Origin of the sequence: Bradyrhizobium sp. SBR1B (genome assembly GCF_014198205.1) — a bacterium.
In the GTDB taxonomy this organism is placed as follows: domain Bacteria; phylum Pseudomonadota; class Alphaproteobacteria; order Rhizobiales; family Xanthobacteraceae; genus Bradyrhizobium.
In genome coordinates this window covers 35,943-48,174 of sequence record NZ_JACIHC010000008.1, presented here as the reverse complement: position 1 = coordinate 48,174, position 12,232 = coordinate 35,943, and the positions used below count along the sequence as shown (strand labels likewise).

The 12,232-nt window shown below is 67.3% G+C and carries 11 protein-coding genes; 6 read left to right on the top strand and 5 right to left on the bottom strand.

The features are described from left to right. Positions 1 to 8: 8 nt before the first annotated feature. The 5 genes from GGD61_RS21435 to GGD61_RS21415 form a co-directional block, all read right to left on the bottom strand. Entirely contained in the window at positions 9 to 410 is a 402-nt protein-coding gene (locus GGD61_RS21435; RefSeq protein ID WP_092261552.1) for a DUF2946 family protein, read from the bottom strand. Positions 411 to 807: 397 nt separating this feature from the next. Beyond that, positions 808 to 2,871 (bottom strand): hypothetical protein, encoded by a 2,064-nt coding sequence (locus tag GGD61_RS21430; protein ID WP_183231083.1) that lies wholly within the window; start codon positions 2,869 to 2,871, stop codon positions 808 to 810. Between the two features lie 7 nt (positions 2,872 to 2,878). Next, positions 2,879 to 5,683, bottom strand: a complete 2,805-nt coding sequence (locus tag GGD61_RS21425; RefSeq protein ID WP_183231082.1) for a DUF4159 domain-containing protein — start codon at positions 5,681 to 5,683, stop codon at positions 2,879 to 2,881. Next, positions 5,680 to 6,624, bottom strand: a complete 945-nt coding sequence (locus GGD61_RS21420; protein WP_092261550.1) for a DUF58 domain-containing protein — start codon at positions 6,622 to 6,624, stop codon at positions 5,680 to 5,682. The genes GGD61_RS21425 and GGD61_RS21420 overlap by 4 nt, the downstream gene beginning before the upstream one ends. After that, a complete protein-coding gene (locus GGD61_RS21415) occupies positions 6,624 to 7,622 on the bottom strand; it encodes a MoxR family ATPase (protein WP_092261549.1) in 999 nt (332 codons plus the stop codon). Before GGD61_RS21415 ends, GGD61_RS21420 begins: the two co-directional genes overlap by 1 nt. Before the next feature lie 270 nt (positions 7,623 to 7,892). Between GGD61_RS21415 and GGD61_RS21410 the strand changes: the two genes are divergently transcribed. From GGD61_RS21410 to GGD61_RS21385, 6 genes are all read left to right on the top strand, one after another. After that, entirely contained in the window at positions 7,893 to 8,504 is a 612-nt protein-coding gene (locus tag GGD61_RS21410) for a DUF1285 domain-containing protein (RefSeq protein ID WP_092261548.1), read from the top strand. Beyond that, positions 8,501 to 9,172 carry a CoA pyrophosphatase gene (locus tag GGD61_RS21405; RefSeq protein WP_092261547.1) on the top strand — a complete coding sequence of 224 codons (672 nt, stop codon included), beginning with the start codon at positions 8,501 to 8,503 and terminating at the stop codon, positions 9,170 to 9,172. The genes GGD61_RS21410 and GGD61_RS21405 overlap by 4 nt, the downstream gene beginning before the upstream one ends. Continuing rightward, positions 9,169 to 9,432, top strand: a complete 264-nt coding sequence (locus tag GGD61_RS21400) for a DUF6111 family protein (RefSeq protein WP_018323296.1) — start codon at positions 9,169 to 9,171, stop codon at positions 9,430 to 9,432. Before GGD61_RS21405 ends, GGD61_RS21400 begins: the two co-directional genes overlap by 4 nt. Positions 9,433 to 9,442: 10 nt before the next feature. Further along, complete coding sequence (locus GGD61_RS21395; RefSeq protein WP_092261546.1) at positions 9,443 to 10,711, top strand: CCA tRNA nucleotidyltransferase; 1,269 nt, start codon at positions 9,443 to 9,445, stop codon at positions 10,709 to 10,711. After that, positions 10,708 to 11,478: a sulfite exporter TauE/SafE family protein gene (locus GGD61_RS21390; protein ID WP_092261545.1), complete on the top strand. Its 771-nt coding sequence runs from the start codon at positions 10,708 to 10,710 to the stop codon at positions 11,476 to 11,478. Before GGD61_RS21395 ends, GGD61_RS21390 begins: the two co-directional genes overlap by 4 nt. 391 nt (positions 11,479 to 11,869) lie before the next feature. Further along, positions 11,870 to 12,103 carry a hypothetical protein gene (locus tag GGD61_RS21385; RefSeq protein ID WP_143109110.1) on the top strand — a complete coding sequence of 78 codons (234 nt, stop codon included), beginning with the start codon at positions 11,870 to 11,872 and terminating at the stop codon, positions 12,101 to 12,103. Positions 12,104 to 12,232 lie beyond the last annotated feature (129 nt).

Below are 12,232 nucleotides of genomic sequence, written 5' to 3'. Positions count from 1 at the left end.
GTTGAGAGTCAGGACGCGGGAGGGGCGCGCGGCTGGAACGCCGTGCCGGCCGATTTCAGATGGAGAAATTCGGCATCAGTGGTGCGGTGGAGCAGCTCGATCGCCTGCGGCAGCAGCAGCACGGGCGGCGCTGCCGCTATGACGGTGCCCGCCATCGCGACGACGGCGCAGATCGCGCAATTGTCCTCGCCCTGATGCTCGCGGTCGGGAGCGGCGGGCGATTGCTTCTGGACCGCGGCGCGGTCGATCGCGGCACCTTTGGCGCTGTCGGTCTGCTGGAGCGAGGCCTGGGCAAGCGGCGCGGCCTGCGCGAACCAGTGGCTGTGCCCGAACGTCAGCGCGAACTGTACCAGCATCGCGAACAACGCGAGCCGGGCGCCGTGCCTGATATTCGACCGGAACCACTTCATCTGGAAAGCCACCCCACGTCGCGGCACATCAATTCCCTGACGTTGCGACGTTACAATGTAACATCGCGCGACAGGTCGGTGGATGTCAACGGCGCCTCAGGCCTGTCTGTGCAGGCAGCCGGCCCGATGTGTCGTTCGGGCAACTAGACACGATGGATTCAAGTCCAGTTCAGCGGAGAGCGTTGCTCTCTCCGTTCCCTCTCCCCTTGTGGGGGAGGGGCAGGGAGGGGGGTGCCACACGGACTCTTACCGTCGCGCACAGGCCCGATGCATCGTCAACAACCGGCCCCTTTTCCTGCGCTACCCCCCTCCCTGGCCCTCCCCCACAAGGGGGGAGGGAACGCACCGCCGTCGCGGCGCTACGCGAGTCTCGTCCAATCAAGCTTCGGGCAACTACCTACCGCCCCTCGCGGACCCAGGTCGCGGCAAACGCGCCGAGTAGCAGCAGGAGGCCAATCAACCCGGCAAAGATCGGCAGCACGCCGACGCCCTTGACGACGCTGGCGTCGCGCATCCGCACCCCCATCCAGCCGTCGCCGGCGAAGACGCTGGCCGAACGCACCGGCAGGATGCGCGGCAGCTCGACGTCGGCGCCGCTCGCCACGCGCACGGCGTTGCCGCCGGTCGCCTGCGTCAGCGGCTTCAGTGTCTCGACGGTGGAGGTGACCTCCGAAAACTCCTTCGGATTGGTCGGGCCGACATTGATCAGCGCCTTCAGCGTGCCGTCGGTGGCCTGCCACAGGCCGAGCTCGCTTGCGGGAAGGCTGGCGCGCCATTCGCCGGGATCGCCGGGGCTCAGCGTCAGATCCTGCGACGCGCCGGACGGCGAGGTCACGCTCACCGGCTGGACGCTGTCGGCCATGGTCTGACGCACCACGACGAGGTTCTTGCCCTGCACCTGCAGACGCAGCGCCTCCTCGTCGAGGTCCGGCTGCTTCATCAGCCAGTGCGACATCCGCCTGAGCAGGTCCAGATGCGGGCCGCCGCCCTCATAGCCGCGCGCCCACAACCAGATGTGGTCGGAGAGCAGAAGCGCGACGCGGCCCTCGCCGAAGCGCGACAGGAACAGAAGCGGCTTGCCGTCGGCTCCCGTCATCACCGGCGGGTTGACGGAATTGCGGGTGTCGACGGTCCTGAAGAAACGGCTCCAGCGCGGCGGCTCGCTGGCGGAGCCCTCCAGGGCGCGCGTGACGGGGTGGCGCTTGCCGATGTCGGACAGGTGCGCATAGAACGGCTTTTCCGTCACGCCCACGGGCTCTGCCGGCAGCACTGAATCCAGTGGCGTGCGCCAGATGCTGGTGTTGGAGGCGTAGTCGGGGCCGGCCGAGACCAGCACCGCGCCGCCGCCGCGGACATAGCGCGCGATGTTGTCGAAATAGGCGATCGGCAGCACGCCCTGGCGGGCGTAGCGATCGAAGATGATCAGCTGGAATTCGTTGATCTTCTGCTGGAACAGCTCGCGGGTCGGAAACGCGATCAGCGACAATTCGTTGATCGGCGTGCCGTCCTGCTTCTCCGGCGGACGCAGAATGGTGAAGTGCACGAGGTCGACGCTGGCGTCGGACTTGAGCAGATTGCGCCAGGTGCGCTCGCCCGAATGCGGCTCGCCCGAGACCAGCAGCACGCGCAGCTTGTCGCGCACGCCGTCGATGGCAACGACGGCGCGGTTGTTCACCGGCGTCAGCTCTCTCTCGAGCGGCGAGGCCTCGATCTCGACGATGTTCGGGCCGGCATGCTTGATGTCGACGTCGACGCTCGCGGCCTGGCCGCTCGAGAGCGTGCGCTCGTTGATGACCTCGCCGTCCCTGCGGATCGTGACCTTGGCGCGCTCGCCGGAGACGCCCTGGTCGTCGAGGCGATAGCTGATGGTCTGGGTCTGGCCGACGATACCGAAGCGCGGCGCCGCCGTGATCGCGATGCGGCGGTCGCGCTCGTCCTTCTGGCCGGTGATCAGCGCATGCACCGGCGCCTGGAAGCCGAGCGCCGTGGCGCTGGCCGGAATGTCGTGGACGCGGCCGTCGGTGATCAGGAACGCGCCGGCGACACGGTCGACCGGCACGTCCGACAAGGCCGAGGCGAGGGCGCCGAACAGCTTGGTGCCGTCGGTCTCGCCGTCGGCCTGTCCGGCTTCGACGACACGGACCTCCAGTCCCTTGACCTTCTTCAGGCCATCGACCAGCGCCTCCTGCGCTTGCGCAGCCTCGCGATTGCGGTTGCCTAAATTCTGGCTCGGGCTCTTGTCGACGACGACGGCCGCGACCGAGGTGAGGGGATCGCGGTCCTCGCGGGTGAAGGAGGGATTGGCGAGCGCGAGCAGGAACAGCGCCAGCGCGGCCACGCGCACAGCGGCGCCGCGCGCGCGCGCAACCAGCAGCAGAAGCGCGATGACGACGATCGCGGCGAGCGCGAGCCACAGCACGATCGCGGGAACAAGCGGCGTGAATGCGATGCCGTAATTCATATCGGTCCTATTGCCCCAGCCGTTCGATCAGGGCCGGTGCGTGCACCTGGTCGGCCTTGTAATTGCCGGTCAGCGTGTACATCACGATGTTGGCGCCGGCGCGGTAGGCGAATTCGCGCTGGCGGGTGTCGCCGCCGGTCACCGGCAGCATGGCCTGGCCGTCGGGCCGCACCGCCCAGGCGCCGGCAAGATCGTTCGAGGTGATGATGATCGGCGAGACGCCGTCGCCACCGCGCGCCGGCCGCTGCGCGCTGTCCTCGTCCTCGTCGCGCGGCAGGGTCTCGACCCAGGTCTGGCCGGTGACGAATCGACCGGGGAAGTCGCGCAGCAGGTAGAAGGTCTTGGTCAGCACGTGCTCGCGCGGCACCGGCTCGAGCTCGGGCACGTCGAGCGAGGACAGGATCTCGCGCAGCGTCTGCATGCCCGGGGTCTGCGCCGCGCCGTTGGCGCCGGGTGGCGCCTCGATCGCGTCGCGGGTGTCGAACAGCACGGTGCCACCCTGCTTCATGTAGGCGTCGATCTTGTTGATGGCATCCTGCGGCGGCTTCGGCGCGCCCGGCACGATCGGCCAGTAGATCAGCGGGAAGAAGGCGAGCTCGTCGCGCGCGGGGTCGATGCCGACGGGATCGCCGGCCTCGAGCGCGGTGCGCTGCGCCAAAAACAGCGTCAGTCCGTTCATCCCCGCTTTTACGATGGAATCGACGTCGGCATTGCCCGTCACGACATAGGCGAGGCGGGTCTGCGACGTCGTCTTCATCGCGAAATCGTCCGCGGCGCTGTCGGCGCGTGACGGCGCGGGCGAGAGCGAGGCGAACAGCAGGCCAAGCACGATCATCGCGGGCGCGGCGCGGCGGCGCAGCAGCGCGGCGATCCCGCCGCCGAGCACCGCGACGATGATGGCATCGACCAGGAACAGCGCGAGCGCGGTCGACAGCAGCCAGCCGCGCAGGTCCCGCGGCTCGGCATTGGTGTAGGTGGCATGCCGGGCGCGCAGGCTCGCGGTGTTCAGCGCGGCGATGCGGTCGGCGCTGGCAAGCGTGTTCACGGCGAGCGGTCCTTCGGCCGGACCATAGAAGCCCGGCGGATGATCTGATGTGGCCCGGTCGCGGTAATCCGCGGGCAACGGCTTTGCCGTGGCCGGCGGCGGCCCGAAGGCGCCGAAGCCGTCGAGGATGTGCAACGGGGCCACCGTCTCGGTGGTCGCTTCGCCGGCAACGCCTGCGCCGGGCTTGGACGTGTAGCCGGACATGTCGACGACCCGCCGCAGCATTTCGACGAAGGTGCCCGACATCGGTAAGTCAGACCAGCGCATGTCGGCGCTGACGTGGAACAGGCTGACGAGGCCCTTGCCGCGATGCTCGCCGGTGACCAGCGGCGTGCCGTCTTCCAGCGAGGCCCAGCTCTTGGTGGCGAGCACCGCATCGGGCTCGGCCAGCACCTGGCGGCTCACGGTGACGTCCTTGGGGACGGCGACGCCGGCAAACGGGCCGTCGGCCGCGAAGGTCGCAAGATGCTGCGGCTTCTCCCAGGTCAGGCTGCCGCCGAGCGTGCGGCCGCCCTTGCGCAGCTTGACCGGCACGAGATCGTCCTCGGCCTGCGCCAGCCGGGGACCGGCGAAGCGCACCAGCACGCCGCCCTGGTCGACCCAGGCATTGAGGCGCTCGCGCAGCTCCGGCGCGATGGTGCCGACATCGGCGAGGATGATCATCGGCAGCTTCTGGTCCAGGAATTGTGTGATGCCCTGCTGCGGCGAACCCTTGTCGGCGAGCCTGACGTCGGCGAACGGCGCCAGGGCGCGGGTGAGATAGAAGGTCGGCGCCAGCAGCGGCTGCGCGGTCTCGCTGGTCGCACCCGAGACGATGCCGATGGCACGGCGGCGCCAGCGCTTGTCGAGCAGCTGCACCGCGCCGGCGGAGCGCTCGCCCGATATCTCGAGCCGCGTGATGTCGTTGCGCAGCTCGACCGGCAGATCGAACGCGGCGTCGGTCTCCTTGTCCTGCGGGCCGAACGTGTAGCGGGCTTCTCCGATCGGCGAGGCCTTCTGGTCCAGCGCGCGCACGGTGCCCATGGCGATGCCGCTGTCGGTGCGCAGCACCTTCACCGTCATCTTCGCCGCGGCGTTCTCGGCCGCGACCAGCGCCAGCGGCGCGGAGGTACCGCCTTCGAACACGGTCAGGCTGCGATCACCGATGGTCTTGCCGAGGCCAGCTACGAAGTCCTCGCCGCGGCCGGTGTCGACGCCGTCGGACAGCCAGGCGATCTCGCAGTCGCCGGTGGCCTTCAGGAAGCGGTCGACCGCGGTCAGCGTCTCGACGCGGTCGATCGAATAGGGCTTTGGCGCGAGCTGCCGCAGCGCGACGCGCGCGGCGCCCGCCGGCATCAGGGTGATGTCGCGGTTCGGCTCGGACAGCGGCACCAGCGCGATGGCGCGGCGGTCGTTGTCGGCATTGGCGATCAGCTCGTCGGCGGCCCTGATCCTGACGTCCCAGTGTGACGCCGCGCTCCAGCCGTCGTCGAGCATGATCATCAGCGGCGCCTTGCTGTCGGCTGCGCCTGTTTGCGGATTCCAGATCGGGCCGGCAGCCGCGAAAATGACGAGAGCCGCAGCCAGGAGACGCAATGCGGTCAGCCACCACGGCGTCCGCGAGGGCGTCTCCTCCCGCGGCGCGATGTCGAACAACAGGCGCGTCGGCGGAAACTCGACGCGGCGCGGCCGCGGCGGCATCACGCGCAGCAGCCACCACAGCACGGGCAGGCTGACGAGGCCGATCAGGAGCAGCGGTTCGGTGAAGGCGAGCGGCAGTCCCATCATGCGGCCGGCCCCACCTTGATCGTCGTGGTGCGGGCGCCCGACTTGCTCACCTGCATGCCGGCATGCAGGAACAGCAAGAGCTCGGCGGCGGAGCGGTCGGTGGCGTGCGTGGTGAACAGCCAGTCCAGCGTGTTGGTCTCTGCGCGGATCTGGTCGCGGTGCAGCGCGAGCCGCGCGGTGTAATCCTGCGCCCAGCTCTCGGCGCGGCCGGCGGTGATCACGCCGAAGCCTTCGGGCTCGACGAACTCGACGCGGCCGGAATAGGGGAACGATTCCTCGGCGGGATCGACGATTTGCACCATGGTGCCATGCGCGCCGGAGCCGGAGAGGCCTGTGAGCGTCGTCTTGATCTCCGTGATCGGCGACCAGAAATCCGACAGCACGATGATCTCCGCCAACGCCGCCGGCACGAAGGACGGCGGCAGGCTGAGGCGGTCGGCATCGTCATGCAGCATCGCCTGCGCCATCTTGTCGATCACGCTGCGGCTCGCGGTCGGCGCCATCAGGCCGGGAATGCCGACGCGCTCGCCGCCGGACACCAGCAGCTCGGCCAGCGCGAAGGCGACGATCAGCGTGCGCTCGAGCTTGGACTCGCGCGCGGTTTTCGAGGCGAACGCCATCGACGGCGAGCGATCCGGCCAGATCCACACCGTGTGCGAGGCTTCCCATTCGAGCTCGCGGACATAGAGATGGTCGTCGCGCGCCGAGCGGCGCCAGTCGACGTTCTGCGCCGGCTCGCCGGAAACGAAGCGGCGGTATTGCCAGAAATTCTCGCCGGAGCCGGCGCGGCGGCGGCCGTGAAGGCCGTGGATGACGTTGGCGGCGATGCGGCGGGCTTCGAGCACCAGGCGCGGCAAGGAAGCAGCGAGCGTGCGGCTTTCGCCATCGGCACGTCGGATCGCAATGATCTCCTTCGCTGTGTGCCCGTTCTCCGCTGCCATCAACCGATCCGTGTCTTCAATTGCCGGATCACGTCCGGAATCGTGCGGCCTTCGGCGCGCGCCTGGAACGTCAGCGCCATGCGGTGCTTCAGCACGGGCTCGGCCAGGTCGAGCACGTCGTCCACCGAGGGCGCCAGCCGTCCGTCGATCAGCGCACGGGCACGCACCGCCAGCATCAGCGATTGGCTGGCGCGCGGGCCGGGGCCCCAGGCGATGAACTTGCCGGCTTCGCCGGCGTCAGGACCTGGACGGGCCGAGCGCACCAGCGACAGGATCGCCTCCACCACGGAATCGCCGACCGGCAGGCGCCGGATCAGCCGCTGCGCCGTGATCAGCGCGTCGGCGGTCATCGAACCCCTCGCCAGCGTTTCCTCGGCGCCGGTGGTTTCGAACAGGATACGGCGTTCGGCGTCGCGATCGGGATAGTCGACGTCGATCTCCATCAGGAAGCGGTCGAGCTGCGCTTCGGGCAGCGGATAGGTGCCTTCCTGCTCCAGCGGGTTCTGCGTCGCGAGCACGTGGAACGGCTTCGGCAGATCGTGGCGCGCGCCGGCGACGGTGATGTGCTGCTCCTGCATCGCCTGCAGCAGCGCCGATTGCGTGCGCGGGCTGGCGCGGTTGATCTCGTCGGCCATCAAGAGTTGCGCGAACACCGGACCTGCGATGAAGCGGAAGGCGCGCCTCCCCGCGGTGCTCTCATCCAGCACCTCGGCGCCGAGAATGTCCGACGGCATCAGGTCCGGCGTGAACTGGATGCGCTTGGCATCGAGGCCGAGCGTCACGCCGAGCGTCTCGACCAGCTTGGTCTTGGCAAGGCCGGGCACGCCGATCAGCAGTGCGTGGCCGCCGGAGAGGATGGTGACCAGTGTGTTCTCGATCACGCGATCCTGGCCGAAGATGACGGATGCGATCGCCTCCTTCGCTGCGCGAATCTGGCTCGACACCTGCTCGGCCGAACGGACGATCCCGTCCTCGAGTTTCTCGACACTCTCCGCCATTCGTTTAGCTCCTTCAGCGCGCCATGCGGCTTGCGTCGCGATGTCATCGCATCACGCCAGGCCATCACGCTAGATCATGGGCCCTATGCTAGACTTGCAGGAAGGCCATGTATTCGTTGAATTAACCTATCCCCACCTTATCGGCTTCGGGTTATGTACGGCATCACGAAGTGGCGACCTACCCCACCGGACTAATCCGGGGTGGAACCGTGCACCCGAGAACAACGTAGACCTGCACCAATCGTGCCAAGGACAAAGTCAGGGCAAACCATGGCGAACCAAGGGCAGAGCGCGGATCGCGGTCTCGAGGGACTGACTGTCGCCGCCAAAAGTGCTGCCAATGCCGAAGGCGCCAAGAAAGGCCTGCCTCCGGTGCATCTGTGGAATCCGCCGTTTTGCGGCGATCTCGACATCCGAATCGCCTCCGATGGTACTTGGTTCTACTTGGGGACGCCAATCGGGCGCCCCGCGCTGGTGCGGCTGTTCTCGACCATCCTCAAGCGCGAGGGCGACAAGCATTTCCTGGTCACGCCGGTGGAGAAGGTCGGCATCCGCGTCGACGACGCGCCCTTCATGGCGGTCGAGATGCAGAAGGACGGCGAGAGCAACCATCGCGTGCTGCGCTTCCGCACCAATGTCGATGACTGGGTCACCTGCGATGCCGCGCACCGGCTGCGTTTCGAGCAGGCCAAAGACGGCGGGCTGACGCCCTATCTGCATGTTCGCGCCGAGCTCTGGGCCAAGGTCACAAGGGCGCTCTATTACGATCTGGTTGACATGGGTGAGGAGCGGATGGTCGATGGCCAGCCGATGTTCGGCGTCGAATCATCAGGCGAATTCTTCCCCATGGCCGATGCGGAGCAGGTGAGGGCCGCGCTTTGAACAAGCCTATTCTAACGACCGGTCCGGTCCCGCTCGGCGCGGCGGATTTCTTCGCCCGTTCCAGGGCGAAGCTCGGCTTCGACGTTCCGCTCGGCCTCTACGATCCGAACATCATTCCCGCCTCGGGCGATCCCGGCACCGACAAGATGCTCGAGATCGTCGCGCGCGAGCAGCCGGTGCGCCCCGCGGCGGTCCTGATCGCGGTGGTCGATCATCCCGAGCCGACCATCTTGCTGACGCAGCGCTCGGCGCATCTCAACGACCATGCCGGCCAGATCGCTTTCCCCGGCGGCAAGATCGACGCCACCGACGCCTCGCCGCTGGATGCGGCGCTGCGCGAGGCCGAGGAGGAGGTCGGGCTGTCCAGAGATTTCGTCGAGCCGATCGGCTATCTCGATCTCTACGGCACCGCCTTCGGCTTCCGAATCCTGCCGACGGTCGCCAGGGTCAGGCCCGGCTTCGAGCTCACCATCAATCATTCCGAGGTTGATGACGCGTTCGAGGTGCCGCTATCCTTCCTGATGAACCCGGTGAACCATCAGGTGCACAGCAAGGAATTCCGCGGCATGGAGCGGTTCTACTACGCGATGCCGTTCGCGGAACGCTACATCTGGGGTGCGACGGCGGGCATGCTGCGTGTGCTGTATGAGCGGATCTATTCATCATGATCCGGACGGTTCTGACCGAGATCGGAATCTTCCTCATTCCCTTTGCCGTCTACGCGTTGTTCCTGGCCGCGACGCGGTCCGGCCTGTTCGCGCGTTCCTCCTGGCCGGTTGCGGTCGTCGCGCGCCTTGCGCTGGCGGCGATCGTGCTGGTGATCGCGGGCCTGATCGGACTTGCGCATTTCTCCGGCGCCGCCCCGGATTCGACCTACGTTCCCGCCCATATCGAGAATGGCCGGCTGGTGCCGGGCGTGGAAAAATAGGGGCCGCACGATGAGCGCGGAGCCGATACTTGCGCCAATTCTTGCCGATGCGCCCTGGCTGACCGCAGGCGGGACCGCGCGCGTCCTGCAATTGCTCAACTCTGGCGGCGAGGAAGCGCGCGTGGTCGGCGGCGCCGTACGCAACACGCTGCTCGGTCTTCAGCCCGGCGACATCGATATCGCGACCACCGCGCGGCCGGAGGAGGTGATCCGGCGCGCCAAGGCTGCCGGCATCAAGAGTGTACCGACCGGCATCGACCACGGCACCGTCACGCTGGTGATCGACAGCCACCCCTATGAAGTCACGACCCTGCGCGAGGACACCGAAACCTTCGGCCGCAAGGCCAAGGTCGCATTCGGCCGCGACTGGGTCAAGGACGCCGAACGGCGCGACTTCACGATGAACGGCCTGTCGGTCGATGCGGCAGGCGTGGTCTACGACCATGTCGGCGGCATCGCGGATGCCAAGGCGCGTCGCGTGCGCTTCATCGGCGATCCCGACCAGCGCATCGCCGAAGATTATTTGCGCATCCTGCGCTTCTTCCGCATCCACGCCGCCTTTGGTGCCGGCGATCCCGACCGCGACGGCTATCTCGCCTGCATCCGCGGACGCGCGGGTCTTGCCAGCCTCTCGGCCGAGCGCGTGCGCATGGAGATGCTGAAGCTGCTGGTGGCAGCTCGCGCCTCCGCGGCCGTGCTGGCCATGGCCGATGGCGGATTGCTGCAGGCGCTGATCGGCGGTGTCGCCTATACCGGCCCGCTGGAAACGATGATCGCGATCGAGCGCGAACTCGGCCTCGCTGCAAGCAGCACGCGGCGCCTAGCCGCGCTGACCGTTGCAGTGACCGAAGACGCCAAGCGCGTCGCCGCGCGCCTGCGGCTCTCCAATGCCGAGACCAAGGCACTGGATTCGATGGGCCATCGCTGGTGGCGCTTCACGACCAAGGACGAGGCCAATGCGCGGCGTCTGCTCTATCGGCTCGGCCCCGAGCGTTATCACGATCGTGTGTTGCTCGGCTGGGCGCGGGCCGGCGGCGACGTCACCTCGATGCGCTGGCGCGCTCTCGCCGAACTGCCGCAGCGCTGGACTGCGCCGAAATTTCCGCTGAAGGCCGCCGACTTCATCGCCCGCGGTCTGGCCGAAGGACCCGCGCTCGGACATGTGTTGACGCTCGCCGAGGACGCTTGGCTTGCGGCGGATTTTCCCCTAGAGGAAGCCGCACTCGCTTCCATCGCCGATCAAGCTGCGGCACGAATCAGCCGCGACGAGAGAACGTGACCATCGTCTCAGGCTTCGCCGACATCTCGATCTTTCAGCTCCTGCTGGTCGCGTTGATGGCGTTGTTTGCTTCGATCATCGGTGGTCTCGCCGGCTACGGCACCGGCGCCCTGATGCCGCTGGTGCTGGTGCCGCTGGTCGGCGCCGAGCCCGTGGTGCCGATCATCGCGATCTCCGCACTCTTCACCAATTCCAGCCGAGCGATTGCTTACTTGCGCTACGCCGACCGCCGCCGCGCGCTGATCGTGCTCGCCTGCGCCGCGCTGACGACCGCACTCGGCGCCTACGGTTACACGCGTCTCACTAATGCCGGCGCGGCGCTCGTGATCGGCTCCATGCTGATCCTGAGCGTGCCGCTGCGCCGCGTGCTCCGCCGCCGAAAGGTCAAGATCGGCGACAGCGGCCTTGCCGCTGGCTCAGTCGGCTACGGCGTGCTGGTCGGCGGCACCTCGGGCTCCGGCGTGATCCTGCTATCGCTGCTGATGGCCGCCGGCCTCGAAGGCGCCGCCGTGATCGCAACAGACGCGATGATCTCGCTCGGCACCGGCCTCATCAAGATCTCGGTGTTCGGCCTCGCCGGCGCCGTGACCGCGCAGGTGCTCGCCTTCGCGCTGCTGATCGGAGCGATCGCCATCCCCGGCGCGTTCCTCGCAAAGGCCTTCGTCGAGCGTATGCCGCTGCACATCCACACCGCGATCCTTGATGTCGCGGTGATCACCGGCGGGCTGGTGATGATCTCGGCGGCGGCGAAGCAGCTCGTCGGGTAGATCGGCGTGAGCAACATCAGCAGCGCAGAGGGGCAGCGCACATTGCATAGATCGGCTGGCAATCGCGAAGGCCGAATTGATCGCGCGCCCGCTTCCGAGCTGAAGCGCAGACGGCCCTGACCCTGACGTTTAATCCATACCGGCAAACGAACGCGGGAAGGATTCCGATCCCCGCAGTTCGCGCGGCAATGCGTCATCGAATCGCAACCGGGTTGTGAAGCACTTCACAACACAGCTTCAGCGCGTGGCGTAAGCTCAGCGTCATTGAGGCGTGTTGCGGATGCGGCGGGCTCCTCGGCGTGGTCGGCGCTGGCCAGTTCACGACCATGCCCGAGCTATGAAAGCCGCCAGAAGCTGCGCCGCCTAACATTACATATTGCAGAGGCCTTGCATGAGCACGTCGGCGGATCGTCACCGGATGGCAGCCTCCATTCTCAGCTTCGAAGCCCGGCGCGATAAACAGGGACGCCTGACGATCTACAGGCTGCCGGCTGACGACGGTGGAGGAGCATATGAAGTCGCGGGCATCAACGAACGTTTCCATCCCGAAGAAGCACGGATGCTGGCCGATTTGATCGAGGGGGCCACTTTCAAGAGGCGGAACGGGCGGCCTGCGAAATCATAGCCACTTACACTGATGGTGTGTCGAGTTGGTCGAGAAAGCCGGCGATCGAATGTTACTTGCGAGATTGCTGCTTCAACCGCGGTCCTCGCGGTGCTGCGCGAATACTCCAAAGAGCATTGCATGTTCCTG